The 26,973-nt window shown below is 38.1% G+C and carries 28 protein-coding genes, 1 rRNA gene and 1 other RNA gene; 19 read left to right on the forward strand and 11 right to left on the reverse strand.

The annotated features are described in order from the left end of the window. The first annotated feature begins 5 nt into the window (after nt 1–5). From BFP77_RS03705 to BFP77_RS03730, 6 genes are all read left to right on the forward strand, one after another. Nucleotides 6–1,025, forward strand: a complete 1,020-nt coding sequence (locus BFP77_RS03705; RefSeq protein ID WP_099572722.1) for a DUF368 domain-containing protein — start codon at nt 6–8, stop codon at nt 1,023–1,025. Next, complete coding sequence (locus tag BFP77_RS03710) at nt 997–1,761, forward strand: shikimate dehydrogenase family protein (RefSeq protein WP_099572723.1); 765 nt, start codon at nt 997–999, stop codon at nt 1,759–1,761. The genes BFP77_RS03705 and BFP77_RS03710 overlap by 29 nt, the downstream gene beginning before the upstream one ends. A 157-nt stretch (nt 1,762–1,918) precedes the next feature. Continuing rightward, complete coding sequence (locus BFP77_RS03715) at nt 1,919–4,027, forward strand: DUF349 domain-containing protein (protein ID WP_257212849.1); 2,109 nt, start codon at nt 1,919–1,921, stop codon at nt 4,025–4,027. Between the two features lie 38 nt (nt 4,028–4,065). Continuing rightward, nucleotides 4,066–4,584 carry a DUF3124 domain-containing protein gene (locus BFP77_RS03720; RefSeq protein WP_099572724.1) on the forward strand — a complete coding sequence of 173 codons (519 nt, stop codon included), beginning with the start codon at nt 4,066–4,068 and terminating at the stop codon, nt 4,582–4,584. Nucleotide 4,585: 1 nt separating this feature from the next. Then, the gene (locus tag BFP77_RS03725; protein WP_099572725.1) at nt 4,586–5,200 is read left to right on the forward strand and encodes a MarC family protein; all 615 of its coding nucleotides are present in this window, start codon (nt 4,586–4,588) and stop codon (nt 5,198–5,200) included. A gap of 20 nt (nt 5,201–5,220) precedes the next feature. Further along, nucleotides 5,221–5,541 (forward strand): hypothetical protein, encoded by a 321-nt coding sequence (locus BFP77_RS03730; protein ID WP_099572726.1) that lies wholly within the window; start codon nt 5,221–5,223, stop codon nt 5,539–5,541. 45 nt (nt 5,542–5,586) lie between these two features. Here the strand turns inward: BFP77_RS03730 and rny are convergent, their stop codons facing one another. The 4 genes from rny to BFP77_RS03750 form a co-directional block, all read right to left on the reverse strand. Continuing rightward, complete coding sequence (gene rny / locus BFP77_RS03735) at nt 5,587–7,155, reverse strand: ribonuclease Y (RefSeq protein ID WP_099572727.1); 1,569 nt, start codon at nt 7,153–7,155, stop codon at nt 5,587–5,589. A gap of 48 nt (nt 7,156–7,203) precedes the next feature. After that, nucleotides 7,204–7,312, reverse strand: a non-coding RNA gene (ssrS, locus tag BFP77_RS03740) — 6S RNA. 59 nt (nt 7,313–7,371) lie between these two features. After that, complete coding sequence (locus tag BFP77_RS03745) at nt 7,372–7,665, reverse strand: cell division protein ZapA (RefSeq protein WP_099572728.1); 294 nt, start codon at nt 7,663–7,665, stop codon at nt 7,372–7,374. 13 nt (nt 7,666–7,678) lie between these two features. Further along, entirely contained in the window at nt 7,679–7,969 is a 291-nt protein-coding gene (locus tag BFP77_RS03750; RefSeq protein ID WP_099572729.1) for a hypothetical protein, read from the reverse strand. A gap of 190 nt (nt 7,970–8,159) precedes the next feature. Between BFP77_RS03750 and BFP77_RS03755 the strand changes: the two genes are divergently transcribed. From BFP77_RS03755 to BFP77_RS03765, 3 genes are read left to right on the forward strand one after another with little or no spacing between them, the layout of a single operon-like run. Then, nucleotides 8,160–9,851, forward strand: coding sequence for a M23 family metallopeptidase (locus tag BFP77_RS03755; RefSeq protein WP_099572730.1), 1,692 nt, complete (start codon nt 8,160–8,162; stop codon nt 9,849–9,851). A 5-nt stretch (nt 9,852–9,856) separates the two neighbouring features. After that, nucleotides 9,857–12,322, forward strand: a complete 2,466-nt coding sequence (locus tag BFP77_RS03760; RefSeq protein WP_180272301.1) for a TonB-dependent receptor — start codon at nt 9,857–9,859, stop codon at nt 12,320–12,322. Between the two features lie 9 nt (nt 12,323–12,331). Continuing rightward, nucleotides 12,332–12,988, forward strand: coding sequence for a hypothetical protein (locus tag BFP77_RS03765; RefSeq protein ID WP_099572731.1), 657 nt, complete (start codon nt 12,332–12,334; stop codon nt 12,986–12,988). 1 nt (nt 12,989) lies between these two features. Here BFP77_RS03765 and BFP77_RS03770 read toward each other — a convergent pair whose 3' ends face one another. Next, entirely contained in the window at nt 12,990–14,138 is a 1,149-nt protein-coding gene (locus BFP77_RS03770) for a cysteine desulfurase family protein (RefSeq protein ID WP_099572732.1), read from the reverse strand. 114 nt (nt 14,139–14,252) lie between these two features. Here BFP77_RS03770 and BFP77_RS03775 point away from each other — a divergent pair, with 114 nt between their 5' ends. Continuing rightward, nucleotides 14,253–14,756 carry a hypothetical protein gene (locus BFP77_RS03775; RefSeq protein ID WP_099572733.1) on the forward strand — a complete coding sequence of 168 codons (504 nt, stop codon included), beginning with the start codon at nt 14,253–14,255 and terminating at the stop codon, nt 14,754–14,756. A 9-nt stretch (nt 14,757–14,765) separates the two neighbouring features. Here the strand turns inward: BFP77_RS03775 and BFP77_RS03780 are convergent, their stop codons facing one another. Continuing rightward, nucleotides 14,766–15,308: a Smr/MutS family protein gene (locus tag BFP77_RS03780; RefSeq protein ID WP_099572734.1), complete on the reverse strand. Its 543-nt coding sequence runs from the start codon at nt 15,306–15,308 to the stop codon at nt 14,766–14,768. Nucleotides 15,309–15,369: 61 nt separating this feature from the next. Between BFP77_RS03780 and BFP77_RS03785 the strand changes: the two genes are divergently transcribed. The 3 genes from BFP77_RS03785 to BFP77_RS03795 are packed head-to-tail and all read left to right on the forward strand — an operon-like array spanning nt 15,370 to nt 16,341. Continuing rightward, the gene (locus BFP77_RS03785; protein WP_099572735.1) at nt 15,370–15,675 is read left to right on the forward strand and encodes a DUF2752 domain-containing protein; all 306 of its coding nucleotides are present in this window, start codon (nt 15,370–15,372) and stop codon (nt 15,673–15,675) included. Between the two features lie 16 nt (nt 15,676–15,691). Continuing rightward, complete coding sequence (locus BFP77_RS03790) at nt 15,692–16,018, forward strand: CCC motif membrane protein (RefSeq protein WP_099572736.1); 327 nt, start codon at nt 15,692–15,694, stop codon at nt 16,016–16,018. Nucleotides 16,019–16,029: 11 nt separating this feature from the next. Continuing rightward, on the forward strand, nt 16,030–16,341 hold the full coding sequence (locus tag BFP77_RS03795; RefSeq protein WP_099572737.1) for a CCC motif membrane protein: 312 nt from the start codon (nt 16,030–16,032) through the stop codon (nt 16,339–16,341). An 86-nt stretch (nt 16,342–16,427) separates the two neighbouring features. On the opposite strand, the gene rocD is transcribed toward BFP77_RS03795, so the two are convergent. After that, the gene (gene rocD / locus BFP77_RS03800) at nt 16,428–17,705 is read right to left on the reverse strand and encodes an ornithine--oxo-acid transaminase (RefSeq protein ID WP_099572738.1); all 1,278 of its coding nucleotides are present in this window, start codon (nt 17,703–17,705) and stop codon (nt 16,428–16,430) included. 248 nt (nt 17,706–17,953) lie between these two features. On the opposite strand from rocD, the gene BFP77_RS03805 reads away from it, so the two are divergent. The 4 genes from BFP77_RS03805 (at nt 17,954) to BFP77_RS03820 (ending at nt 21,944) form a co-directional block, all read left to right on the forward strand. After that, nucleotides 17,954–19,123: a mechanosensitive ion channel gene (locus BFP77_RS03805; protein ID WP_099572739.1), complete on the forward strand. Its 1,170-nt coding sequence runs from the start codon at nt 17,954–17,956 to the stop codon at nt 19,121–19,123. 158 nt (nt 19,124–19,281) lie between these two features. Beyond that, complete coding sequence (gene rlmD / locus BFP77_RS03810; RefSeq protein WP_099572740.1) at nt 19,282–20,694, forward strand: 23S rRNA (uracil(1939)-C(5))-methyltransferase RlmD; 1,413 nt, start codon at nt 19,282–19,284, stop codon at nt 20,692–20,694. A 1-nt stretch (nt 20,695) separates the two neighbouring features. Further along, nucleotides 20,696–21,202: a DUF6452 family protein gene (locus BFP77_RS03815; protein WP_099572741.1), complete on the forward strand. Its 507-nt coding sequence runs from the start codon at nt 20,696–20,698 to the stop codon at nt 21,200–21,202. After that, nucleotides 21,183–21,944: a DUF6048 family protein gene (locus BFP77_RS03820; protein ID WP_099572742.1), complete on the forward strand. Its 762-nt coding sequence runs from the start codon at nt 21,183–21,185 to the stop codon at nt 21,942–21,944. The genes BFP77_RS03815 and BFP77_RS03820 overlap by 20 nt, the downstream gene beginning before the upstream one ends. Nucleotides 21,945–22,176: 232 nt before the next feature. Here BFP77_RS03820 and BFP77_RS03830 read toward each other — a convergent pair whose 3' ends face one another. Next, on the reverse strand, nt 22,177–23,361 hold the full coding sequence (locus BFP77_RS03830; protein WP_099572743.1) for a THUMP domain-containing class I SAM-dependent RNA methyltransferase: 1,185 nt from the start codon (nt 23,359–23,361) through the stop codon (nt 22,177–22,179). A 90-nt stretch (nt 23,362–23,451) separates the two neighbouring features. Here BFP77_RS03830 and BFP77_RS03835 point away from each other — a divergent pair, with 90 nt between their 5' ends. Then, complete coding sequence (locus BFP77_RS03835) at nt 23,452–24,123, forward strand: ZIP family metal transporter (RefSeq protein ID WP_099572744.1); 672 nt, start codon at nt 23,452–23,454, stop codon at nt 24,121–24,123. Beyond that, the gene (locus BFP77_RS03840) at nt 24,124–24,546 is read left to right on the forward strand and encodes a DUF4268 domain-containing protein (RefSeq protein ID WP_099572745.1); all 423 of its coding nucleotides are present in this window, start codon (nt 24,124–24,126) and stop codon (nt 24,544–24,546) included. A gap of 101 nt (nt 24,547–24,647) precedes the next feature. Here the strand turns inward: BFP77_RS03840 and trhA are convergent, their stop codons facing one another. From trhA to rrf, 3 genes are all read right to left on the reverse strand, one after another. Beyond that, the gene (gene trhA, locus BFP77_RS03845; RefSeq protein WP_099572746.1) at nt 24,648–25,280 is read right to left on the reverse strand and encodes a PAQR family membrane homeostasis protein TrhA; all 633 of its coding nucleotides are present in this window, start codon (nt 25,278–25,280) and stop codon (nt 24,648–24,650) included. Nucleotides 25,281–25,326: 46 nt separating this feature from the next. Then, on the reverse strand, nt 25,327–26,676 hold the full coding sequence (locus BFP77_RS03850; protein ID WP_099572747.1) for an amidohydrolase family protein: 1,350 nt from the start codon (nt 26,674–26,676) through the stop codon (nt 25,327–25,329). Nucleotides 26,677–26,773: 97 nt separating this feature from the next. After that, nucleotides 26,774–26,885, reverse strand: a 5S ribosomal RNA gene (gene rrf, locus BFP77_RS03855). Nucleotides 26,886–26,973: the final 88 nt, after the last annotated feature.

The following is a 26,973-nucleotide window of genomic DNA, read 5'->3' on the forward strand; positions in this document are numbered from 1 at the left end:
GCTTAATGCATGAACATCGTTCCCTTACCGATAAGATTTTCTTAGTTATCAAAGGAATATGTATGGGAGCTGCCAATAAAGTACCCGGAGTTTCCGGAGGTATTGTCGCTTTTGTGGGTGGTTTCTACGAAGAGTTTATCTATTCCCTTCAAAAAATTAACATCAAAGCTTTTAAATTACTATTCAACGGAAGGTTCAAAAGCTTTTACAGGTATTGCAACGGTCCTTTTTTAAGCTTGCTCCTATTTGGTATGTTGGTAAGCTATTTCAGCGTCTCTAAGGTGCTAGACTATTTTTTGGAGCAAAAGGAACTCTATGTCTGGTCTGCTTTCTTTGGAATGATTTTAGGCTCCATTTATTATATAGGAAAGGATTTCTCGCATTGGAAAAAGAAAACCTTATTTGCGGCTGTCATTGGACTGGCCATTGGTATCGCCATTAGCTTTTTGAGTCCAGCAAAAGAAAATGATAATTTATTATTTATCTTTTTTTGCGGAATGATAAGTGTTTCAGGCATGGCACTGCCTGGCCTTTCTGGTTCATTTATATTAATTCTACTTGGCAATTACGTGCTGCTCTTAGTAGATTCCGTAAACGCGCTTTACGATACTTTTTCAGAAATACTACTAGGAGATTTCAGTTTTACCGATAATACGGAACGTATACATACACTAAAAATCCTAGTGGTCTTTACCCTAGGTTCCGCTACCGGTCTTGTTAGCCTTTCGCATATACTAAGCTATGTTTTAAAGCATTTTAAGCATGTTACCACCGCCGTAATTTTAGGGTTCATAACTGGATCTCTCGGCGTGGTTTGGCCATGGAAAAAAGCTATATTCAAAACAACCGAAAGCGGTGATTTGGTATTTGACACGAATGGAAAGGAGATAATTACAAATTATGAACGTTTTTGGCCTACTATTACGAGTACGGAAACGTGGTGGGCGCTATTCTTCGTTATCTTAGGCATCAGTATTTTATTACTTCTAGATTGGTATGGAAAAAACAGAAAAACAACCGTTTAAATTCGGGTTAGTAGGCAAAGCTATTTCCTACTCCTTTTCAAGAGGATATTTCGAAGAAAAATTTAAAAACTTGGACTTACCTCATCATAGTTATAAAAACTTTGATTTGGATACGATTGAAGAGTTCTCCGCACTATATGCTAATACACAATACTTAAAAGGACTAAATGTGACCATTCCGTACAAGGAAGCAGTTATTCCGTATTTAGACGCTCTAGACGATTCTGCAAAGGAAATAGGTGCTGTAAATACCATTAAAATCACCAAAAAAGGATTAAAGGGCTATAATACTGATGCTTACGGTTTTCAAATGTCGCTGGAACCCTTCTTAAAAAATCATCATGACAATGCTCTGATATTAGGTACGGGAGGTGCATCAAAGGCGATTGCCTACGTGCTTCAAAAACTAGATATCAACTTCAAATTTGTTTCAAGAACCGGAAAAAATAGTGGTTTAAGTTATGAGGACCTAAACCCAAAAATCATTAATGAAAACGCTTTAATCATTAATTGCTCACCCGTTGGAACATACCCTGATATTAAAGCAAAACCAGCAATTCCGTACTCTGGTATCTCCAAAAAACACCTACTTTATGATCTTATTTATAACCCAGAGCAAACAGCGTTCCTTACCGAGGGAAAAAAGCGAGGTGCACAAATTTGCAATGGGCTTCGCATGCTAGAGCTTCAAGCAGAAAAAGCTTGGGAAATTTGGAACGAACGCTCCCAATACTAGAACAATAGATATCCCGTAGGCAGCGAATGGTCTGGTACTTCTAATTTTTTGGTATTGATGAAGGGGACTTTGCCGTTGGCATCTGCCTAAAAAGAAGATGCTTATTCTTTGCCATTCCTAAGGTTGTTACTATCTTGTAAAAACCTAATCAAGGAAGATGTCAGAAGACAAAGAAAAAGAGCCCAATAACGAAGTAACGGAAAACAGTCCAGAAACTCCTGAAATGGATAAAGAAATCCCAGCGAAGACTGCTGAGGAGGGAAAGACTGCGCCGACTGAGGAGAAAGTTGAATCCATAGTTGGAGAAGAAAACGTATCGCCTGGGGGTAACAATGTCGAAAAAGCGACTCTAGTTGAGACTGTTGAAGAAACGGAAATAGAAGTCGTTGCCAATAAAGAGGAAGAAACTTCGGAACCTGATGTAATCAAGGAAATTGAAGATACCAATGCCGAAGATGCAGAGGATAAGGATACAGGAAAAAGACATGAAATTCCGCTACTGGACTATCATTCCATGTCCATGGAAAATCTTGTAGGAGAGCTTCAAAAACTCGTAAAAAATGAAAAGGTGCAAGCCATCAAAAAGCATGTTGATGGCATACGCGAAGAATTCAACCTAAAATATCAGGAATTCATTGACCAGAAAAAAGAAGATTTTGTGGCCAATGGTGGTAATGAGATAGATTTCAGGTATAATTCTGTCACCAAGAGACAATTTAACGAAGTATATAATGATTATCGCGATAAGCGCAATCAACATTATAAAAGTCTGGAAAAGAGCCACAAGGAAAACTTAGCCTACAGACTTGAGCTTATAGAAGAGGTCAAAGGTTTGGTGAATGTTGAGGAGGATATAAATACCACCTATAAGAATTTTAAGGACATTCAAGAAAAATGGCGTAATGCGGGACCAATTCCAAGAGCAAATTATAATGATGTATGGAAAACGTACCAACATCATATTGAAATTTTCTATGATTTTCTTCATATAAATCGTGAGCTTCGGGATTTAGATTTTAAACATAATCTGGAAGAGAAACTTAAGATTGTGGAACAAGCCGAGGCACTAGCTGAAGAACCCGATTTAAATAGGGCATTCAGGGAACTACAAGTGCTGCATAAACTCTGGAAAGAAGACATTGGACCCGTTGGAAGGGACCATAGGGAAGAAATTTGGGAGCGTTTTAGCGCGGCCACCAAGACTATACATGAACGGCGTCAAAGTTACTTTAAAGAACTGGACAAGATCAGCGAACAGAATCTTGAGACAAAGACTGCCATTATCGCGGAGATACTTACGCTATCTGAAAGTGTATCGGACAAACATGCCACCCTCCAACAACAAATCAAAAAATTAGAGGAACTTAGAGAGGCTTTCTTTAAGGCGGGCAAGGTACCTCAAAAGGATAACGAGAATACGTGGACTTCCTTTAAAAATGCCGTGAGAGCTTTTAATAAAGGTAAGAACGCCTTTTATAAAAACTTAAAGAAAGAGCAGCAGAAAAATCTGGACAGTAAAAGAGCTCTATTAGAAACGGCCTTCTCCTTAAAAGAAAGTGATGATTGGGATGTTGCTACGGCAGAAATGAAAAGAATCCAGAGCGAGTGGAAAAAAATTGGCCATGTACCGAGAAAGTACTCGGACAAACTTTGGAAGGAATTCAAGGCAGCTTGTAATCACTATTTTGACCGATTGCATGCCACAAAGAACGATGGCTTTAAAAAAGAGCAAGAGAATTTAAAGCTTAAAGAAGACTGTATGGCCCGCCTAAAAGAGTTTCAGTTAAGTGGTAAAAAAGAAGACGACCTGAAGGTCATTAAAGAATTTGTTTCTGAGTGGAAGACTTATGGTCATGTACCTTACAAGCAAAAAAGTATCAATCAAAAATTTAATAGGATTATCGATGCCCTTTTCAACAAATTAGGGGTAAGTGCTCAAGAGGCGGATTTACTAAAGTACGGCAACAAAATTCAGCGCCTAAAGAATGATGATAATCAAGAAAGGGCCATTCAAAATGAACGTAGTTTTATTCGTAAAAAAATAGATGAAAGCAAGAATGAGATAAGGCAATTGGAAACCAATTTACAGTTTTTTTCCAATGCCTCCGAAAGCAATCCTATAGTGCAGGAAGTAATTAAGAAAGTTGAAGTTCAGAAGGAATCTCTGGCCTCATGGAAGGCAAAACTTAAAAAGTTGAATGTCTTAGAGCACAATCTGAATAAAGAAACCGAGGAAGAAAGTACTAGTGCTAACGAAGAGGAATAATTTATATTTAGTAAAATTCCGTCATGATCTTAAATCCAATGAGAGTTATATTTTACGCCGGTTGTCTACTTTTCGTTCTAACTATCCTGAGCTGCGCTAACGTTGAGAAGAAAACAGAGGTATTAAAAGCAATAGATTGGTCCGCTAAGGAGGTTACTATTCCCAAAACGGACTCACTGGATTACGGCAAGTCTTACCTTTCCGTATATTCTCAGGTCTATAGCTATACAGAACATACCGCACTAGACTTAACAGCGACCGTAAGTATCCGGAATACGAGTGAAACGGAACCAATATATCTTATAAAGGCAGATTACTTTGATACAAAAGGAAATGCTATCCATTCTTATGTAGACCAACCCATTGCTTTGGATAAAATGGAAACCTTGGAAATTGTAATAGCAGAATTCGACAAAAAAGGTGGCACGGGCGCCAATTTTATTTTTGAGTGGGGAAAGAAGAAATCAACCACGACCCCACTTTTTGAAGCCGTGATGATATCTACCTACGGACAGCAGGGATTATCCTTTACGACACAAGGAAAGAGAATAGAATAACATGACGGAGATTTTCACCACTATTCTATTTTTAATCGCAGTTATAGACCCCTTAGGCTCGGTACCTGTCTATTTGGAGGCCACCAAACACTTTGATAAGGCCCATAAAAAGAAAATAGCCATAAGGGCCTCTATTGTAGCATTCTTTATTTTACTTTTCTTTATCGTGATAGGGCAATTGATTTTGGAAGGAATGGATATTTCTTTGGATGCCTTTCAGATATCAGGTGGTGTTATTCTATTTCTCTTCGCGCTGACCATGATTTTTGGTGATGGAAAACCAGAAACGGAAAAGCATCTTATTTCGGATTACAAGCATGTAACCATATTTCCTGTGGCCATCCCATCCATAGCCTCCCCAGGAGCTATAATGGCCGTAGTATTAATGACCGATAATCATGTCTATGGCATAGAACAACAAGCCCTGACAACTGCCCTTGTTTTGGTAGTGATTGGTCTAACCAGCTTGTTACTGCTTGCCGCCAATTATGTTCAGGAAAAAATAGGAGAATACGGAATTACGGTCATCAGTAAAATTATGGGGCTTATTCTTGCCTCTTATGCAGTGCAAAGTATCTTAAGTGGTTTAAAAGATTTCTTCGTCCTTACCAATTAAAAAAGTAATAAACGTTTGCTATGAGGTATTATATTCTTTCACTTTTTGTCTTAAGTGTATTGGACATTGAACCAAAAGCGTATGAGTACAATCCAGTTGACCAGGAAAAAATTCAAAAAGAAAAGGCCTTCAGAGTTTTACAGACAAAGTGTAACGTTTGCCATGCTATAAAAAAGAGAGTGGACATCTTTACTTTTGAGAATATGGATAGCTTGGCTTACGATATCAACAAACAGGTGTTCATAAAGAAGAAAATGCCCAAAGGAAAAAAAATAAAACTAACCACTTCCGAAAAAAATGACCTAAGCCTTTGGATTGAGCAAACTAAAAACAAGGCATAAAAAAAAGAGCTATTTCTAGCTCTTTTTAATTGATTATTCTAAGGTCTATTTCGCTACATTAACCGCACGAGTTTCTCTAATAACGGTAACTTTAACCTGTCCCGGATACGTCATATCCGTTTGTATTTTTTGTGATATTTCAAAGGAAAGCTCCGAAGCTTTATCATCGCTAACCTTTTCACTTTCTACAATGACCCTAAGCTCTCTGCCGGCTTGAATAGCGTAGGCCTTCTGTACGCCACTGAATGCAAATGCTATTTCTTCCAGATCCTTAAGACGTTGTATATAAGAATCAAGCACTTGCCTCCTTGCACCGGGTCTTGCTCCGCTAATAGCATCACAAACCTGAACAATAGGAGAGATTAATGTCTTCATCTCTATCTCATCGTGGTGAGCACCTATGGCATTGCAGACTTCTGGTTTTTCTCCAAATTTCTCCGCCCACTGCATTCCCAATATTGCATGCGGTGTTTCTACCTCGGTCTCCGTATTAGGAACTTTTCCGATATCGTGAAGTAGTCCCGCTCGCTTGGCTATTTTTGGGTTGAGCCCTAACTCAGAAGCCATAACACCACATAATTTGGCCACCTCCCTAGAGTGTTGTAATAAGTTTTGCCCATAAGAAGAACGGTATTTCATTCTACCTACCGCTTTTATCAGTTCTGGATGTAATCCATGAATACCTAGGTCTATTACGGTTCTTTTGCCTATTTCAACGATTTCCGCTTCAATCTGCTTTTCTGTCTTCTTTACAATTTCTTCGATTCTTGCTGGGTGAATTCTACCATCGGTAACCAGTTTATGTAAAGACAAACGCGCTACTTCTCTACGCACGGAATCAAAACAAGATAATATAATTGCCTCTGGTGTATCATCCACAATAATCTCTACTCCTGTGGCCGACTCCAGCGCTCTGATGTTTCTTCCTTCCCTGCCTATAATTCTACCCTTGACATCATCGGACTCGATATTAAAAACAGAAACACAATTTTCAACAGCTTCCTCGGTACCGATACGCTGTATGGTATTGATAACTATCTTACGGGCCTCCTGTTGGGCTGTCAGTTTGGCTTCCTCCATGGTTGCCTGTACATACCCCATGGCATCGGTCTTTGCGGTTTCCCGAAGACTCTCTACCAATTCGTTCTTAGCATCGTCAGCGGACAATCCGGAAATTACCTCTAACTGCTGCACTTGGCTTTTATGAAGTTTTTCTAGCTCCGATTGTTTCTTTTCATAGAATTCCTTCCGCTGTTCTATATCCTTGAGTCTACTATCCAACTGAGCGTTTAGCTTTTTGTTCTTGGCCAGCTCATTACTAATCTGAGATTCTTTATCCCTAGTCCTTTTTTCGGCCTCATTAATCTTCTTGTCCTTATTGATGATTACTTTCTCATGTTCCGCTTTCAACTCTAAAAATTTCTCCTTTGCTTGAAAAATTTTATCCTTTTTTATGCTATCACCTTCCGTTTGTGCCTCTTTAAGAATTCTACTGGCATCTCTTTTTGCATTTGCAATGGTTTTGGACGCCTTACCCTTCTCCATAAATTTTGCTATAGCAAAGCCTATTGCTAAACCAACAATACCCGCTATAATTATCATTGTACTATCCATAGTTTGAAATATTTATATAAAAAAGCCCACATTGGAGAAGTTTTGTACAAACTCCAGAAAACAGGTTTAGGGCTAACAGACTGATCAAGGATCCTTAAACGAGAAGGCCTGCTTTTACAATCTAAACTCACCCTTTTTAAACAAATTAATGTTGAGTTCGTCAAAAGGTATTACCAATGTGGGCAGTAACTTAATGTATTTAAAAGAACGTATTTCTTAAGGAGCAAGCTTGGCATTTACCAATTCCTCGAGCGCTTTTAACCGCTCTTCGGCTTCTTTGGTTCCCTCCGTTTGTTCTATACCTCGCTGTTCGATTTTAGAGGCAAATTGCAAGGCGCACATCGCCAAAACATCTTGCTTATCCCGAACCGCATAATTCTGCTCAAATTTTTTGGCCAACTGTTCAATATTCTTGGCCGCTTTCCTTAAACCCTCCTCTTGGGACGGCTCTATTGTTAACGGGTATACCCGATCTGCAATAGAAAGCTTTATTTTGAGCTTTTCTGACATAGTATTTAAAACGTTACTCCGAAAGTTGTGCTATACAATAATCCAACTCCCGTATTAACGTATTTATTTTAAGCTTAGCTTCTGTCTTATTTGTATTACTGCCAAGCATAGAATTTGCAAGTTTAAGCGAGTTGTACTTCTCTTCCCAGTCCGACACCGTTTTGCTTGCGTTTTCCTGTTTGGATTTAATCATCATCAATTCATTTTCCAGATTCCGGTTTGCATCACCGAGCACTTCTAGTTTATGAAGTAACTTACTGACCTTGTTTTCTAAGGAATCTACTATTTGAATCAATTCGCCCATACTTAAATTCCATGCGATATACACAAAGTTAACATTCGTAAGAGACTTAACCATACTTTTCACGAATAATCTTTAGAACCGAGATACGTATCAAACAAAACGCAGGGGAAACGTGTGGCATACAAATTGACTACAACAATCTTCAAGAATTAATAGCGTTTAATTATTTTCGTATTACCTAAAGAAAGCTATGAAGAAAATTATCCTAGCATTACTCCTATTAGCGAGCATTTTATCACAAGCCCAAGAAAATTATCCCCAAGATGCATTTAGGCCACCTTTGGATATCCCAATAATTTTAGCGGGCACCTTTGGTGAATTGCGCTCCAATCATTTTCACTCTGGAATCGATATTAAAACACAGCAACGTCAAGGGCTTCCTGTTTTTGCCATAGGAGATGGTACGGTTACACGAATAAAAGTATCCTTATGGGGTTATGGCAAAGTTCTTTATATAGCGCATCCTAACGGTTACACATCTGTTTACGGGCACCTTCAGAAGTTTTCGCCCGAAATAGAGGCCTATATTAAAAAAATTCAGTATCGAAAAAAATCATTTGAAGTAGAGGTGTTTCCCGATTACGGTGAGCTTAAGGTTTCCAAAGATGACCTTATAGCCTACAGTGGCAATACAGGAGGTTCTTCAGGGCCGCACTTACATTTTGAGATTAGAAGCAGTATTTCTGAAAAGCCTACAAATCCCTTACTTTACGGTTTAGATGTGGCAGATGCAACGAATCCCACATTAGAAAAATTATTTATCTATCCGCTTTCCAATACATCAGTAGTAAATCAAAGTCAGGAAAAAATTCAGGTTAATTTTTCAAAACAATCGGATGGTAGTTTTCTAGCGGACAAGGTAGAGGCCCTAGGAAAAATAGGAGTTGGTTTTATAGGTTTTGATAGGCAGGACATGGCAGCGAACAGAAATGGGGTCTATTCCGTTTCCCTTTCTGTTAATGGTAAGGTCTATACGGCATATGACTTTGAGTCTTTTTCATTTGGAGAAACGAGATACATCAACACCTTGGTAGATTATGACCATTTAGGAAAGTATAGGCAACGCATTCAAAAATGTTTTAAATCTCCAGGCAATAATTTAGGCATCTATAGCGAAATGTATAACAAGGGCGAGATAGCCATTAGGGAAGGGCTAAGCTACACTATAGAATTACTGATTAAGGATTTAAAAGGCAATAAGGTTAAGCTAGTGGTTCCCGTAGAAGGAAAGAAATCTGAAGTGAAAATTAAAAAAGAGCTGAAAAAAACTCCCTATTATGTGGTTGCCAACAAACCCAATAACTTTGACCTAACCGCGGCAAAGGTTTATTTCCCGAGCAACACTTTCTACGAGGATTTTTATCTAGACCTTGAGAAAGGGGAAGATACGGTTAAAATACATACCAATACCGTTCCCGCCCACCGTAATTTTACCATCACTTTCGATGCCGCTAAATACACGGAGGAAGAACGGAAACAATTGTTTATCGCAAGACTGGATAGTAAGTTAAGGCCTAGCCATTTAAATACGTACAAGCGTGGAAACACCTTTACGGCAAGAACTCGTAATCTTGGTACATATACCTTGGCAAAAGACTCAGTTGCACCAAAAATCGAAACCAAAAACTTTAAAGAAAAACAGTGGCTCAATAATTATAAATACCTCAGTGTTTCCATTTCTGATGATTTAAGTGGAATAAATACGTATAGTGCCACTTTAAACGGCGAATGGATACTCATGGAATATGAACCTAAAAAGAATACGTTGACCTACAATTTTGACGATAAGATATTAGAGAAAAAGCAATGCGTTCTTAAAGTTACCGTTACAGATAATGTAGGTAACCAAAATACACTTACTGCGCCTTTCTATAGAAATTAGACCTTTTGAGATTTTGTAAATTATTTTTACTTTTTTTTATAACCTGCCATTTTAATGGTAGGGCTCAGAACGCTGCAATAACGGGCATTGTTCTAAACGAACGTAACGTCCCCTTGACAGATGTTAACATTTCCGAAGGGGTATTGGGTACAACTACGGATAAAGATGGCTTTTACATTCTTCAGATTACTGCCGACACGGAAACCGACATCGTTTTTACCCATATAGGACATAAAGAGGTTAGGTTAGAAAATTTAATTCTTACTACGAACGAAACCTATGAATTCAATCCGGTATTACGAAATGATGTTATTCAGGTCGATGGTGTTACCGTAACCCCCCGAGGAGAAAAAGAAGCAAGTGGTATTCTCTCTATTTCACCAGAAAAAATCAGGAAAATACCAGGTGCCAATGCAGGTGTGGAAAATATTTTGAAGCTCTTACCTGGTGTCTCTTCGAATAACGAATTAAGTACCCAATATGCTGTTAGAGGAGGTAATTATGATGAAAACCTTGTTTATATCAATGAGATTGAAGTGTACCGTCCTTTTTTGGTGCGCTCTGCGCAACAAGAAGGTTTAAGTTTTGTAAACAGTGATTTGGTTCAGAACGTAAAATTTTCGGCTGGGGGTTTTCAAGCCAAGTATGGAGACAAACTTTCTTCCGTGCTAGATATTACGTATAAGAATCCGGTTACGTTCTCGGCTCAGGGAGATTTTAGTTTACTGGGAGCAAGTGCCAGTCTGGAAACCATGTCCAAAAATAAAAAACTAAGCAGCATTACCGGCGTTAGATATAGAAACAATAGTCTTTTAGTTAACTCGCAACAAACGACGGCAAATTTAAATCCTTCTTTCACGGATGTACAGAGTTATCTAACCTACAGAATCTCCAACAAGTTCAATTTAAATTTCCTTGGAAACCTTTCCGTAAACAATTACCGAAACGAACTTTTGAAAAGAGAAACAAATTTTGGTACTATTGATGAGCCTAGGGCTTTAGTTGTTTTTTATGAGGGTAGAGAAAATAATAGATTCGCAACTGCCTTAGGTGCCGTCAAGGGTAATTATTATTTAAATGATAAGACCACACTAAAATTAATCACCTCTTTATATCATACGACCGAGGAGGAATATTCCGATGTAATAGCGTCTTACGAATTAGGAGATGTAGATAGTAATTTAGGTAGTGAAAACCTAGGCAAAATTCAAAATGCCAGGGGAATAGGCTCACAATTCAACAGAACTAGAAATGATTTGGATGCCTTGATATTCAATGTAAATCATAGCGGCGTTCATAAGAATGGGAATACCGTTTTAGAATGGGGTCTAAAATACACTCATGAGGATATCAGGGACCAATTTAGGGAATCTGAATTTATTGATTCCGCCGGATTTTCGGTACGCCCTATAAATCCTGCATTCGTTAACAATCAACCAGAAACACCTTTTAATGCACCATTGTTACCGTTCACAGGTCTTAACGCCACTAATTTTGTTAAGACAAATAGATTTTCTGGCTTTGCCCAAATGGCAACACAAAAGAAATGGAACACAAACGACCTCTACTATAATATAGGTGTTCGTGCGCATTATTGGACGGTAAGTGGCACCAACGTTGAGAAAGTATCGCAAGTAGTACTCAGCCCAAGGGCACAAATAGCATTAAAACCCGATTGGGATAAAGATATGCTGTTTCGGTTTTCCACAGGCTTATACCACCAGCCGCCGTTCTACAGGGAGTTAAGAGACCTAACGGGAACCATTAACCCCAATGTAAAGGCTCAAAAATCGCTTCATTTTGTTCTTGGAAATGAGTATAGTTTTCTATTGTGGAATAGACCCTTTACCTTAATTAGCGAAGGTTATTATAAAAATCTAGACAATGTAAACGCCTACACCTTAGAAGATGTTCGCATACGATATGCTGCAGACAATGATGCAACCGCTTATGTTTATGGTGCAGAGCTAAGGCTTAATGGAGCATTTGTACCCGGTACGGAATCCTGGGTAAGTCTAGGGTATCTAAAGACCGAGGAAAATAGGAATGGTAGAGGTTTCATTGCCAGGCCAACGGACCAAAGAATTAAGATAGGCATCCTTTTTCAAGATTATGTCGCCACCATTCCAGATTTAAAGATGTATTTGAACCTGGTATACACGACAGGTGTACCCGGTGGTTCTCCGAACAATGCCGACCCCTATCTTTTTCAGAATAGATTAAGAGACTATAGGCGTGCTGATTTGGGAATTTCCTATATTTTTGCAGGAAAGGATAAAACTTATGCTAAAAACCATTGGTTGTATTCCTTTAAAGAATTTAGTTTAGGCTTTGAAATTTTTAATCTTTTCAATAACCCGAACGCTATCACAAATACTTGGGTCAGGGACGTGGACAGTAAAAATGAGTTCGCCGTACCAAATTTCCTAACCTCAAGAGTTTTAAACTTAAGACTTAGAGTACGTCTTTAAACCAAAAAAATGCTTAGAATTTTAATTTTTCTACTTCTCGCAACCAGCTTAAACCTTAGCGCACAAAAGAATATTTATGAAAGTGCCAGATTTGATGAATTAAGCGATGACCATGAAGTCCTGGCCATTTTACCCTTTTTGACCAACCTAGACCTCAAAGACCAGGTTTCTAAGGAAGAATTAGGGGTATTAAAAGAAAAAGAGGGGTATGCCGTACAAAATGCCTTTGAGACCTATTTTTCTAAACGCAAGAAAAAGAAAAAACTACCGGTCGAATTTCAAAATACAAAAAACACAAAAGCAATTCTGAGCCAAAACGGTATAAATTATCAAAATATAGATGTGTATACCGTTAAGCAATTGAGCGAGATTTTGGGCGTGGACGGTATCATCAGTGGAACTTTGGACCTCAATGTTTTATTATCAAAAGGAGTTCCTACCGAGTTCAGTTTTACCGATTATTTTTCCGGAGGTGCCAATTACGGACGTATCGGCGTAAAAATTAGTGACGGGGACACTGGCAAATTACTATGGAAGTACGAAAAGCAAATCAACAAAAAAACCGGAAAAAACACGACCGACCTTATTGATAGGATGATGAAACTTGCCATAAGAAAATTTCCCTATGAAAGAGAGCGCAAAAAAGACAGAAAAAATAAGAATTAAGTTATTGAAGCGTAAATTCCTTTAGCGCACCTACCGTATAATCGATATCTTCTTTAGTATTGTATTTTGAAAATGAAAAACGTAGGGACGGCTTTTTTAAATCCTCGTCAGAAAGAATCTCGGAAAGTACGTGAGAGCCTTTATCACTCCCGGACTGGCAAGCACTGCCCTTAGAGCAAGCAATACCCTTCATATCCAAATGAAATAATAACATGAGTGCTTTTTCAGCACTAATGGGCAAACAAGCATTCACCAAGGTATAGGTACTTTTGTCTAAATCTCCAGAATGTCCGTTGAACTTCACCTCTGGAATCTCATTTTTAATGGTATCTATGAAATACTTCTTAAGACCTTTGACGTAGCTTTGTTCTCCCTGCAAATTATCGTACGCCCTAACAAAAGCCTCTTCTAGACCTACGATATTGTGAAAGGATTCGGTTCCTGCTCGGTAACCGCGTTCTTGAGAACCACCTGAAATCATACATCCAAGGCCAGAATTTTTCCTTATAAAGGCAAAACCGATACCTTTTGGCCCATGGAATTTATGTGCGGCAGCAGCCATAAAGTCAATCGCAACATCCTTTACATCCCATGGATAGTGACCAATGGACTGTACCGTATCCGAGTGCACTAATGCATCATGAGCTTTGGCCAGTTTCGTGATGGCAGCAATATCTATCTTATTTCCAATTTCGTTATTTACGTGCATTAGGCTCACCATTTTTTTTGAATCGTCCTTTTTGAGCAAGGTTTCCAAATGGTTCTTATCAGGATTGCCAAACACATCAAGTTGCACAAAAGACAAATTTACAAGACCTTTATGCGCCAGTTCCTCTACCGTATGCAATACCGCATGATGCTCAATCTTGGAAGTAATAATAGTCTTAACGCCTAGATCCGCTACGGCACACCTCAAAATCATATTATCGGCTTCCGTACCTCCAGAAGTAAAAATTATCTCAGATGGTTGGGCATTTAAGTACTTGGCAATGGTCTTTCTGGCACTTTCTATGGCCGTTTTGGCAGTTCTGCCGTAACTATGTGTAGAAGACGGGTTGCCATAGGAATTTGCCAGTGCATCTTGCATTTTTACGATTACCTCCTCACGAACCTGAGTGGTAGCCGCATTGTCTAAGTAAACATTTCTCATGATAACCTAATCTGAAATAAATAATCCTCAAAAATAATCCAAATTAAGTTAATTTGCACTTAAATGAATGACTATGGTCAGAGGCATATGTAATATTTAATTTAAATTTGAAGGATGAAGAAATACCTGCTTTTTGCAATCGCTTTAATTCAATTTTCCTGTAATGACGGTGACCTTCAAATAGAAACGGTTGATTTTGATAGTATTGAGACGGTTCAGTTTTGCGAAACCGTGGTCGTAAACGCTGAAAATCTGTTATTTAAAATTAATGGTGATGAGGCATTGATTATTGAATTACCAAGTAACCTACTTAAAAACGAAATAACTACTACGGATATAACAAGCCAAGTACCTTCCGCTACCCAAATTACGTATCGTATTTTTTCAGATAATGTTTCTAATAATTACTTCTGTGACGCGATACCTCCTTTAACACCTAGCGTTATAGAAGAGATAGGGGCCCAAGACGGCCAAATTTTCATTACCACGGTAGCTGGTGAGGGAGACACTTTTGTACATACCATAAGACTCAGCGGTATTTCGTTTGTAGCGGAAAACGGCAGTAGAATCACCAATCTAGAAATTAACGAATTTGGTACCGTAACCACTTCGCTTTAACTCAGGTTTCTAAGCATTCTGATAAATATATATCTCTGTGGCACCTAGCCCATATTTTTGATAATCGGCATCATAATATTTGATATTATCGTACTTTCTAAAGAGGTACTGCAATTCTTCTTTTAAGACCCCTGCTCCTACACCGTGAATAAATACAACTTTTTGAATGCGTTTGGCTATCGCAAAATCTAACTGTCTTTTGGCGGTATCCATTTGTAGGTTAAGCATTTCATAGTTTCCCATATTCTTAGGATTTTTAACCAATTGATTAATGTGAAGGTCCACTTCCATTTTTGGTAAATTCCTTTCTTTTGGTTTTGGTATTGGTCCTCTTTTCTTTTTAGGTTCTTCTTTTTCCTTTTTTACTTGTGCTACTTCGTAGTTACTGACCTTAATATCATCGGCAATCTTAACCAACTCCCCTTTATCAAAACTTAAGGGAAATCCGTCATCGGTATCCACGGTTACGGTATTATCGTCTATCTGAGTAATAAAACCCTTTACGACATCGTCTACGGCCTCTACCCTATCTCCTATTTGAAAATCTGACATGAATTTATTTTAATTCCACAAAAATAATGGTATTTTTCTGCTTGAGTTTGAGAACGACCTAATGAGGTATTTAGCTTTTATTTTTTTTCTAGGCATAGAAAACTATATGCTACCCTGTTTTACCAAAAAACTTTTTGGTTTTGATTGTCCCGGATGCGGTATTCAAAGATCACTTCTACATTTGGCACGTGGAGAGTTTGGGGCCGCTTTTGAAATGTATCCGGCCATTTATCCCATGTTATTATTATTTATTTTTTTGGCGGCAGACAAATTTTTCAATTTTAAAAACTCCAATACAATTTCACTAGTACTCATGGTGACCACTGTTGGCACTTTATTAATCAATTACATATTAAAATTCATTTAACTAAACCTTTTAATTTATGGAACAACAAAAATTACCCAATGTTACCATTGCCATGGTATTATCAATTTTAGGATTTTTATGTTGCTGCGTGGCTGGTCTGCCTGGAATCATACTGGGTGGAATTGCCCTATTTCTTGTAAGTAAGGACGAAAAGTTGTACAAAGAAAATCCTGAGGATTACTCAAATTATAGTACCTTAAAGACTGTGAAAATTATTTCCATTATTGTATTGATTTTGGGATTAATTTATTTCATAATGAATGCATGGACCATTTATCAAACAGGGTGGGATGCGCAAATCGAACAGTCTCGTGAGCTTTTAGAACAATTAGGAATAGAATAATCTATTAATTCATGAATCAACCCCTTCCTGAAGCAAGTAATGCCCTAACATTCGGAATTCTATCCATAGTCCTGACTATTTTCTGTTGTGGCCCTTTTGGCGCTATCTTTAGTTTTATAGGACTAAGTAGTGCAAGGAAAGCTGAACAAGCGTATCAATTGGATAGGGAGGCCTACTCCGGATATGACAATGTTAAAACTGGCAGGATTCTATCCTATATTGGTTTAGGTATTGCTGGGGTGTATCTTATCTTAGGGATAATTTATTTTGGCGCAATAGGTGCCATCATATATTCCGCAGCTTCTGAAGGAGGTTTTCAATAATTATTGATGCCATTATCATAAGAAAGTCCCGTTTCAGTTTTGAAACGGGACTTTTTTTATAATCAAAATAAAATATCCTATAGTGTTTATTTAAACTCTTCCAATGTCCTTTGGATAATAGCGACACAGTCCAATAATTGCTCTTTGGTCATCACCAAAGGAGGTGCAAAACGAATAATGTTTCCATGCGTTGGCTTGGCCAACAACCCATTCTCCTTTAAAGCCATACAAATATCCCACGCCGTAGAACTTTGCTCGGTATCGTTGATTAAGATAGCGTTTAAAAGTCCCTTTCCACGTACACTAAGTACCAAATCGCAAGACGGTATAAACTTATTTAGTTCTTCCCTGAATAGTTCTCCCAATTCAGAAGCGTTCTGTGCCAACTCTTCTTCTTTCACCACTTCTAAAGCGGCCATACCAACAGCGGCGGCAATGGGGTTGCCACCAAAAGTACTTCCATGATTGCCAGGACGAATCACTTCCATTACAGGATCATTGGCTAAAACCGCAGAAACAGGGTAGGCCCCACCGGACAATGCTTTTCCAAGGATGAGAATATCAGGTTTTACCTCCGGAGTTCCGCTACAGTGCTTGTCGCTACAGGAACAATTACCACATGTGGCCAACAGACGCCCCGTTCTAGCAATACCGGTCTGCACTTCATCTGCAATTAAGAGTACGTTATATTTTTTACAAAGGGCCTTTGCTTTACTTAAATATCCTTCAGATGGAACATATACGCCCCCTTCGCCCTGTATGGGTTCGACCATAAATCCTGCGACGTTCGGATTACTTTTTAGAGTATCTTCAAGAGCAGCTAGATTGTCATATGCAATCTTGATAAATCCGTCCGTATACGGCCCAAAATTCTTACGTGCAACAGGGTCGTTAGAGAAGGAAATAATAGTTGTAGTACGTCCGTGAAAATTATTTTCGCATACAATGATTTGGGCATTATTTTCCGCAATGCCTTTCTTTTCGTAAGCCCATTTTCTACATATCTTCAGTGCAGTTTCCACGGCTTCGGCTCCAGTATTCATAGGCAAAAGCTTATCAAAATGAAACGTTTCGGTGGCATACTTCTCGTATTTTCCCAACATATCATTATAAAATGCCCTCGAAGTCAATGAAAGTGTTTCTGCTTGCCTAGTCATGGCTCCCACTATTTTAGGGTGACAGTGTCCTTGGTTTACCGCTGAATAAGCCGAAAGAAAATCGTAATACTTTTTTCCCTCTACGTCCCAAACATGAACGCCTTCCCCTCTACTTAAAACTACGGGCAGTGGGTGGTAATTGTGCGCCCCGTGTTTGTTCTCTAATTCAATTGCTTGCTGCGATGTTAATTGTTCTAAAACAGCCATTTTAATAAAAATTTAAATTAAAATAAAATAACCATTCCTTCTGTACCTTTATCCTTTCAAATCCCGAACCGTCGGGAGAAAATTCAGCGTAGGAGAGAAATCATCCTTAGTAGAGCTGCGAAATTAATAAAATTTGCCTTAAGAATATGTTTCTCCCTACGGTTTGAGATTATAAAGTTTTGCAATAGTAGTGACCTTTTGTATCAATTAGGTGTCCTAATTAGAACACTAACACTAAAAATAGTAAGATGGAAGTATTTCAAAACATGCTTAATAGCATAAGTAATTCAGCAGGAGATTTTTTGCCAAGCACATTGGGAGCACTATTAATATTGATTATAGGGTGGTTCATAGCAGGTTTCCTAAAACGTATCATCTGCAGATTGATTAAAAAAAGTGGTATCGATGAACGAATTAAAAGTGATAAAATAACGATATCCAAGTTTATTGGTAAGCTCGTATATTTTTTAGCCATGATATTTGTGTTTACCCTAGTTCTTGAAAAGTTAGGTATGCAAAGCGTTCTTGATCCAGTAAAAAATCTACTTAATGGCTTCCTGGCCTATATCCCAAATATAATCGGAGCCGGATTAGTTGGTTATATTGGTTATATGTTGGCCACCATGGTTTCTGAGCTTGTAGGTCTCTCTGGCGATACCATTAAATCATTTCTTCCTAAACTTGGTATTTCAGAAGGTTTTGATTTGGTGGGCATCCTTAAGAAAGTAGTATTCATATTTATCTTTATCCCACTCCTTATCTCGGCATTGAATATCCTGAATATGGATACCATTTCGGAGCCTGCAACAGCAATACTTACACAATTCTTCAGTGCGGTCCCCAAGGTGCTTTTAGCCGCATTTATCTTAATTCTATTTGTCGTTGGTGGAAAGTTTATCTCACAGATGGTTAGAGACATTTTGGATAAAATGAATTTGAATAAACTAGTTGGTCAACTTCACTTAGGAGATATGACAAAAAATACGGACCTATCTAAAACTATAGCCAACATTGCTTACTTTTTCATCATTATTTTTGGCCTGTTGACAGCATTGGAAAAATTAGAATTTGCTCAACTCACAGAGATTATACAAACGGTTACGGCTTTATCGGGTAAAATTTTATTTGGACTCGTTATTATTCTCATTGGTAATTGGGTAAGTATCATGGCTAAAAATGCCTTCGGTAAAAATCAATCCAATGGTTTTGTGGCATCAATAATCCGAACGGCAATATTAGCTATATTCTTGGCAATGGGCCTAAAGACAATGGGTATGGCAGATGACATTATTAACATGGCGTTTGGTATCACCTTGGGTACCATAGCCGTGACGGTAGCCCTATCCTTTGGACTAGGAGGTAGAGAAGCCGCAGGTAAACAAATGGGCAAAATTCTAGAAAAATTCAATAGTAAATAATATACAAGGAATAGGTTAGGTTTTTTTGGGAACGCTTTATAAGCGTTCCCATTTTTATCTTCAAAAAATCTAAAATCAGGTTATTGCACAACTTAAATTATGAGTTATTATTCTCTTAAAACCCGCTACATATCTATAGTGATTGCTATTTTTGTTCAATGCGAAAAAATAAGAGACGTCAGGTTTTTGAAAATGTTGAGGTACTGGATGCAGGTGCTAAGGGAAAAACTATAGGTAAAGCTCCTGACGGACGCGTAATTTTCTTGACCAATGCCGTTCCTGGTGATGTTGTTGATGTCCAAACGACCAAAAAACGAAAGGCATATTTTGAAGGAACGGCCACGGCCATCCATACCAAATCCGATAAAAGAGTACAACCAGAATGCAAACATTTTGGTGTATGCGGTGGGTGTAAATGGCAGAATATGGGCTATGAACATCAGCTCTTCTACAAACAAAAAGAGGTTGAGAACAACCTAAAAAGAATAGGTCACTTGGAGCTTCCGGTAATTACACCCATAAAAGGTTCAGAAAAAAAATATTTCTATCGCAACAAGATGGAATTCTCCTTTTCTGACAGCAGATGGCTAACACTGGAGGAATTACAGTCGGATACTATTTTTGAAGACAAGAATGCACTTGGCTTTCATATTCCCGGAATGTGGGATAAAATTCTAGACATCAAAAAATGTCATCTACAGGAGGACCCTTCAAATGCTATTAGATTAGAAACCAAGGATTTTGCCCAAAAGAAAGGGCTTACATTTTTTAATCCAAGAAATCAATACGGGATGTTGCGTACTTTAATGATACGCACGTCTTCTACGGGAGAAATTATGGTATTGATTCAGTTTTATGAGGATAATGAAGCAAAAAGAAATCTGCTTTTGAATCACCTTTCGCAGACCTTTCCACAAATAACGGCGTTACTTTATGTAATCAACCAAAAACAGAACGATACAATTTACGACCAAGATATTATCTGTTATAAGGGAAGGGACCATATTTTTGAGGAAATGGAAGGTTTACGGTTTAAGATAAATGCGAAGTCTTTCTATCAGACCAATTCGGAACAGGCTTACGAACTTTATAAGATTACTAGGGATTTTGCTGGCTTAAAGGGTGATGAACTGGTTTATGATCTGTACACGGGTACAGGTACTATAGCGCAGTTCATCTCAAAAAAGGCAAAAAAAGTAGTAGGTATAGAAGCTGTTCCTGAAGCAATTTTGGATGCAAAAGAAAATGCAGAGCGAAATAATATTACTAATGCAGATTTCTTCGTAGGTGATATGAAAAATGTTTTTAATGAAACGTTTATCGCTGAAAATGGTATTCCCGATGTTATTATTACTGATCCACCTAGAGATGGTATGCATAAAGACGTAGTACAACAAATACTAACTATTGCTCCAAACAAAATAGTTTACGTAAGCTGTAATTCGGCTACACAGGCTAGGGATTTGGCACTCATGAAAAAGCTGTATGATGTAACTAAAGTGCAACCCGTGGATATGTTCCCACAAACGCACCACGTAGAAAATGTTGTACTTTTAGAAAAGAAAAAATAGCATGAAAATTTTTAGAATAGCTTTTTTTACGCTGCTTTGTTTTATTGCTTTTGCTTCTTGCGAAAAAGATGACATTTGTGTGGAGGGAGATACGCCTTTAATGGTTATAGAATTCTTCAATATTGATGATACTACCGCACTAAAGAACGTAACGGCATTAAGAGTCGTAGGACAAGGGCAAACCGTAACCGTAAACACGGTTGCAGATAGGTCTAATCTAAATACCATAACCATTCCTTTAAAGACTGCAGAGGATACCACGAATTTCTTGCTCATTTCCAATTCTGCCTCGGACGATAATGGCGCAGAAACAGGGAATATTGACACGGTAAATTTTTCGTATTCCAGATTAGAAGATTTTAAATCCCGTGCCTGCGGTTTTGTTATCAACTATGATAACCTAGATGCAAATTTAACGACTGACACGGACAATTGGATACAAGGAATAGAAATTACGCAGACCCAGATTATTAACGCAGACTCTACACATGTCAAAATCTTTCATTAGCACCTTTTTATTCTTCAGCTTTATAACGGTTTTTGGCCAGAGCAAACCTATTGATACAAAGCCAAAAGATACTGTGGTGTACGAGCAATCCTATGGTCTGCGGGCAGGTATAGATTTAAGCCGGCTGATCTTAACCAGTTTAGATGATAATTATACGGGTTTTGAAATTGTTGCCGATTATAGGCTTACCCAAAAACTATACATTGCTGCTGAACTCGGAAACGAAAAAAGAACCAAACAAGAAGACCTTTACAACTTTACGACATCGGGTAGCTATATAAAAGTTGGGGTGGACAATAATACCTATGCGAACTGGTACGGAGAACAGAACTCAGTTTTTATGGGAGCTAGACTTGCCTTTAGCACATTTGAGAACACTCTGAACAATTATCAACTTTTTGACTCTAACCGGTACTGGAACCCCGAGGGTTTTGCGCCAGGCTCAAATGAACCAGAACAGTTTAGCGGTCTCAATGCCGCCTGGATAGAAGCACTATTCGGAACTAAAATAGAATTATTTTCAAATATTTTTTTAGGTGCAAGTATACGCTTGGGTTTTCTTTTTACAGATGCGCAGGATGGCCGCTTTCCTCTTTTATGGGTTCCGGGATTTAATAAGGTCACCTGGGATAGTAAATTTGGTGTAGGTTACAACTATTCCATATCCTATTTTCTGCCTCTGTATAAGAAGAAAAACAGGGCAAAGAAAAAAATAGAGGAACTTGAAAACGAAGAAAAATAGCTTATAATTCTTTTACACCTTTTAAGAATATCCACTTCATCACCAAACGCCGACCCTCGGCATGTACCACGGCAAATTTAGGAGCCAATACCGTGGCGATAACGGCTTATAAAAGTGCAAGTAACAATCTATGGAGTTCTAAAAAATAGGCAAGAGTAAACCGAGCTACAAGAAAAAGTACGGCGAATCCGATAAAATTAAATAACAGTGCCTTATTTTTCAAAGTCATACCTTAATCCTGTTTGTTGTATTTCGCTTTTTTACTTCCCTCGTACATGACATACTGTACCAATCGCGATTCTAAATGACTATTGAAGACTTTTATTTTTCTAGAGGGACGTAATCCCACAAATTTTAAAGCCTGTAGATTAGAGGTAATGAACCAAGCATTAGTTCCAGGATATCCCTGTTTTAAAGTATCTCCGATATCCGCATAAAATTCCTCCACATCAAAATCCGAATCTAGGTCGGAACGGTCCAACCGCTCCCCATAAGGTGGATTAAAACACATGTGCAACGGGCGTTCACCTTCTTTATCCGTCTTAAAGAAATTAGCCCTTTTAAGTGTAATATATTCCTCTAAGTTGGCATTTTCTATATTCTCATGCGCTTTTCGAATAGCTGAGGGTGCTTTATCATAACCGGTAATTTTATGATGGAATTCCCTCGTCTTCTTTAAACTAGAATCTATAATTTTTTCATAGAGCTCTTCGTCAAAATCAGGCCATTTTTCAAAAGCAAAACCCTTTCTATTGATGTTCGCAGGAATATTACAGGCAATCATAACGGCCTCAATAAGCATGGTACCACTGCCACACATGGGGTCTAAAAAATCGCACTGTCCGTCCCATCCACTTAATAATAATAAACCAGAAGCCAAAACTTCATTGATAGGAGCTATATTGGTAGAAATGCGATAACCTCTATGATGTAAGGAACTTCCAGAACTGTCCAAAGAAACATTGCAGGTATTGCTGTGAATATGCATGTTGATACGCAAATCTGGATGTTTAACGTCAACATCGGGTCTTTTCCCTTCGGTATCCCTAAACTTGTCCACAATAGCATCTTTCGTTTTCTGGGATACATATAAAGAGTGTGTAAAAGCTTCAGAATTTACCGTAGAATCAATGGCAAAAGTATCTTCAACAGAAAGGTATTCCGTCCAGTCCATTTCATAGATTTTTCGATACAAATCCTTCTCATTGCCCACCTGAAAGGATTTTATGGGCTTAATTATTTTAATGGCCGTCCGCAAACAGAGATTGGCCTTGTACATGAATCCGGTATCACCATCAAAGGCTACGTTTCGCACACCCTCCTTTACATTGCTCGCTCCAAGGTTACGCAATTCTTTTGCCAGAATTTCTTCAAACCCGAAAAGGGTCTTGGCCACCATTCTAAAATTATTACCCATCAGCTATTTTTAACCTACCACAAAAATACGTTAATTTTGATGCCGAAAAGGAAAAACACCAATTCCTTTCTAATCACCTTACTATCATAAATGATATACCTATTACCCGTACTTGGAGTTCTTCTCAGTTTTATTTTAGTCCTAATACTAAAGCCTAAGAATAAGGAGCATTTTAAACTGTTACTTGCATTTAGCGGTACATTTCTATTGGCACTTACCATTTTTGAGCTGCTACCAGAAGTTTATGATAACTCAGATACCAAAACAATTGGGGTGTTTATAATGCTCGGCATCCTACTACAGATTTTTTTGGAATTCTTTTCCAAGGGTGCGGAACATGGTCATGTTCACCTATCAAGTCAGAGTGAAGTGTTCCCTTGGCTCCTGTTCCTAAGTCTTTCGCTACATTCGCTTTTAGAAGGTGTCCCCGTCCTGACAAATGAAACAATGGTATACGCTATTTTAATTCATAAAATACCCATTGCTCTTATACTTAGTCTGTTCCTTTTGGGCTCTAAACTTAAGACCTTTTATGCCGGTTTATTTATAGTAATCTTTGCCTTCATGACTCCCTTAGGAACATTTTTAGCTGATAATATAGCTCTCATTGAGGACTATTCCGTTTATTTGAATGCCATGGCCATCGGCGTGTTTTTTCATATCTCTACCGTAATATTGTTTGAAAGTTCTGAAGGACATAAGTTTAACCTTAGGAAATTATCGGTAATCATATTAGGAGTAGTCATTGCATATTTTTTGTAAATGTTCAGTAAAGAAGAATCTAGAAAACTAAGAGAAGCGTTTTGGATAGCCTTTGGAAAATCCTATCCTAGAAAATGGATTCTATATAAAACGGGTAAGAAGGGTTTAGATTTTAAATTTCATTTCAATTTAAAAAGCGCTATGGTCTCGCTAGATGTTACTGGTAATTTAGAACAGCGCATTGAAATATGGGAAAAACTAAATTCATTGAAAAGTATACTCCTAGCGGACTACCTGCCCAACTCCATTTACGAAGATTATTACCTTTTAGAAAACCAAAAGGAAATTTCTCGTATCTATGTAGAACGACAAAATGTTTCCATTCATAATAAAAAAACCTGGCAGGAAACCATGATTTTTCTTCAAGATACCATGATTAGCTTCGAAGACTTCTTTTTAACCTACGAAGACATCCTAAAATAAGGCGCAGCATATGTTATACTGATAGTGCGCTACTAAGAAAACCAATTAAATCTTCCCTGTTTAAGGAACATTACTATAAAACAGGTATTGTTTTCTTTGCACTATATCACATCTAAGAATATAAAAAGCCAGTGACTTATAGCTCCAGCAAGGACAAATAAATGCCAAATAAAATGATTGTAAGGTATCTTATCTATAGCGTAAAAAATAATTCCAGCAGTATAGAATCCACCTCCTATAAACAATAGCCTAATTCCAAATTTTTCGGTATAATCTAAGAGATTTTGAAAGTCCAATACAATTAACCAACCCATAGCCAAATAGAGGAGTAATGAAAAAAACTCATATTTTCCAGTAAAGAATAATTTCAATAAGGCACCAATAGCCGCAATGGACCATACGTAAACAAAAATATCCCAACCATTTCCGTTAATCAAAGTAATCAAAGCAACAGGGGTATAAGTGCCTGCTATTAAAAGATAGATACAGATATGGTCCAGAATTCTTAGCCTGTTTCTGAAACGAGCAAAAGAAACCTGATGATAAAGAGAGGAAGCCGTAAACATTAGTATGAAAGTGAAACTATATACTATAATGCTAAAAGTTGCATAGTCGGTTTTATGAGAATTTTTATTTAGCAAAAAATAAAATCCCATTACCCCGAACAAAGCACCTATCAAATGAGAAATTGTATTGAGTCTTTCTTCTTTTTGAATAACAGTAGGTTTAGTCATTAAGAATTATGGGGTTATATTTAATCTAAATGAATACATGTATCCATCATTTATATTGTTTCCCATGTTTAATAACAATATCCACATCCTGTAAAAGGCTTATATATCTTAGCACGTCTCCTTTGACCGCTATGATATCTGCATATTTGCCAGGAGTCACCGTTCCCACTTCGTCCGAAACACCCATCCATAAAGAGGGCCAATACGTTGCCGCCCGTATGGCATACATGGGGTCTATCCCAAATTCATTTACCCAAACGTCCAACTCGTTCCAAGTAGACTGACTATGAAATTTCATAGGAATACCACTATCCGTACCTATCATGAGTACTACCCCGGCGTCTAATAATTGTTGAATTTTAGTTTTTAGAGTAGGCTTTCTGACAGGTGTTAATTGAAAATAAGGGAGCTGGTCCGGATGCTTTATGCTATTTTTTATGTCCGTAACCACCGTATCAGGTAGGCCTCTGTGCCAAGAATCATTATCCAATACTTCAGGATTGTCCCTAGTATATTCATAGTTATACAATCCTTCTACGGTTGGACACCAAAACAAAGGACCTGAGCTCATATCCGCAGTTCGTTCCCTTATCATGTCCATTATATCATCCGGATATCTGGGAGCTGAAGATAAACCTGTATGCTCAAAACAATCTGCCCCTACTTTAAGTCCTCTTCGTATTTCTTCAGGCCTATGGCCATGTACAACGACCTTCAAATTATTCTTATGTGCCTCGTCTACTATAGCCGATAATTCTTCCATGGACATTTGGTCTTGGTCAATCAACTTAACAACATCCACACCAGCCTTTGCTAATTTTTTAATTTTTTTACGTGCATCATCAGGACCGTTAACTCCCCATCTAAAATCCTCAGTTCCAGGGTACGGTTTCTTTTGAATGAAAGGACCTGATACGTATAATGTAGCACCGGGAATGTCACCATTATTAATAGCATCTCTTACTGCAATACTCTCCGCTAAGGGCGCCCCCAGGTCACGAGCACTAGTAACACCTGCCATTAATAGTTGCTCCGCAGATGACGGCATAATAACATCTCCTAACAACGGTGGATAGGTTTTATCCCAGTATGCATAGTCAGCATGACCGTTAATCATGGTATGCACGTGCATATCCCATAATCCCGGAAGTACGGTCATACCTTCAGTAGATATTATTTCTGCATTATCTGGAATTTTAACTGTAGTAGTGGTCCCTACCGCTTTAATCTTTTCCCCCTCCACAAGTATAACGCTATTGGCGACAGGTTTAGAACCATAGCCATCAATTAAGGTTCCGCCTACTAGTGCCTTAAGATTTGAGTTTTGAGAAAAAGTAACAGTTGAAATTAGTAGTAGTAGTAGTAGTAGTACTAAAAGGAATATTTTATTGACCATATCATTTTATTTATGATATAAATATACCATTAAAGGTATTTACATACATCTTTCCCATAAAAAAACCCCCTTCACTTATAGTGAAGGGGGTTTCGAAGTAAGGCGGCTACCTACTCTCCCACTTGGTATAGCAGTACCATCGGCGCAAACGGTCTTAACTTCCCTGTTCGGAATGGTAAGGGGTGTGCCCCGTCGCCATGGCCACCTAAAAATTGAGTTGTCGGTTCTTGGTCCGTAGTGAGTCGTAGATAGGCTACCGACAGCTATGGACCGTCAACCGTCAACCGCGGCATTGCC

This window comes from Maribacter sp. 4U21, from assembly GCF_002742365.1.
GTDB lineage: Bacteria > Bacteroidota > Bacteroidia > Flavobacteriales > Flavobacteriaceae > Maribacter.

Coding starts and splice junctions, on each gene's coding strand:
- BFP77_RS03765 (WP_099572731.1), top strand. CDS start 12,332: ATGCTTAGAATTTTAATTTTTCTACTTCTCGCAACCAGCTTAAACCTT.
- BFP77_RS03820 (WP_099572742.1), top strand. CDS start 21,183: ATGTCAAAATCTTTCATTAGCACCTTTTTATTCTTCAGCTTTATAACG.
- BFP77_RS03720 (WP_099572724.1), top strand. CDS start 4,066: ATGAGAGTTATATTTTACGCCGGTTGTCTACTTTTCGTTCTAACTATC.
- BFP77_RS03715 (WP_257212849.1), top strand. CDS start 1,919: ATGTCAGAAGACAAAGAAAAAGAGCCCAATAACGAAGTAACGGAAAAC.
- BFP77_RS03750 (WP_099572729.1), bottom strand. CDS start 7,969: ATGGGCGAATTGATTCAAATAGTAGATTCCTTAGAAAACAAGGTCAGT.
- BFP77_RS03790 (WP_099572736.1), top strand. CDS start 15,692: ATGGAACAACAAAAATTACCCAATGTTACCATTGCCATGGTATTATCA.
- BFP77_RS03780 (WP_099572734.1), bottom strand. CDS start 15,308: ATGTCAGATTTTCAAATAGGAGATAGGGTAGAGGCCGTAGACGATGTC.
- rlmD (WP_099572740.1), top strand. CDS start 19,282: ATGCGAAAAAATAAGAGACGTCAGGTTTTTGAAAATGTTGAGGTACTG.
- BFP77_RS03705 (WP_099572722.1), top strand. CDS start 6: ATGCATGAACATCGTTCCCTTACCGATAAGATTTTCTTAGTTATCAAA.
- BFP77_RS03775 (WP_099572733.1), top strand. CDS start 14,253: ATGAAGAAATACCTGCTTTTTGCAATCGCTTTAATTCAATTTTCCTGT.
- BFP77_RS03850 (WP_099572747.1), bottom strand. CDS start 26,676: ATGGTCAATAAAATATTCCTTTTAGTACTACTACTACTACTACTACTA.
- BFP77_RS03755 (WP_099572730.1), top strand. CDS start 8,160: ATGAAGAAAATTATCCTAGCATTACTCCTATTAGCGAGCATTTTATCA.
- BFP77_RS03745 (WP_099572728.1), bottom strand. CDS start 7,665: ATGTCAGAAAAGCTCAAAATAAAGCTTTCTATTGCAGATCGGGTATAC.
- BFP77_RS03725 (WP_099572725.1), top strand. CDS start 4,586: ATGACGGAGATTTTCACCACTATTCTATTTTTAATCGCAGTTATAGAC.
- BFP77_RS03710 (WP_099572723.1), top strand. CDS start 997: ATGGAAAAAACAGAAAAACAACCGTTTAAATTCGGGTTAGTAGGCAAA.
- rny (WP_099572727.1), bottom strand. CDS start 7,155: ATGGATAGTACAATGATAATTATAGCGGGTATTGTTGGTTTAGCAATA.
- BFP77_RS03840 (WP_099572745.1), top strand. CDS start 24,124: ATGTTCAGTAAAGAAGAATCTAGAAAACTAAGAGAAGCGTTTTGGATA.
- BFP77_RS03830 (WP_099572743.1), bottom strand. CDS start 23,361: ATGGGTAATAATTTTAGAATGGTGGCCAAGACCCTTTTCGGGTTTGAA.
- BFP77_RS03795 (WP_099572737.1), top strand. CDS start 16,030: ATGAATCAACCCCTTCCTGAAGCAAGTAATGCCCTAACATTCGGAATT.
- rocD (WP_099572738.1), bottom strand. CDS start 17,705: ATGGCTGTTTTAGAACAATTAACATCGCAGCAAGCAATTGAATTAGAG.
- BFP77_RS03815 (WP_099572741.1), top strand. CDS start 20,696: ATGAAAATTTTTAGAATAGCTTTTTTTACGCTGCTTTGTTTTATTGCT.
- BFP77_RS03805 (WP_099572739.1), top strand. CDS start 17,954: ATGGAAGTATTTCAAAACATGCTTAATAGCATAAGTAATTCAGCAGGA.
- trhA (WP_099572746.1), bottom strand. CDS start 25,280: ATGACTAAACCTACTGTTATTCAAAAAGAAGAAAGACTCAATACAATT.
- BFP77_RS03785 (WP_099572735.1), top strand. CDS start 15,370: ATGAGGTATTTAGCTTTTATTTTTTTTCTAGGCATAGAAAACTATATG.
- BFP77_RS03730 (WP_099572726.1), top strand. CDS start 5,221: ATGAGGTATTATATTCTTTCACTTTTTGTCTTAAGTGTATTGGACATT.
- BFP77_RS03835 (WP_099572744.1), top strand. CDS start 23,452: ATGATATACCTATTACCCGTACTTGGAGTTCTTCTCAGTTTTATTTTA.
- BFP77_RS03770 (WP_099572732.1), bottom strand. CDS start 14,138: ATGAGAAATGTTTACTTAGACAATGCGGCTACCACTCAGGTTCGTGAG.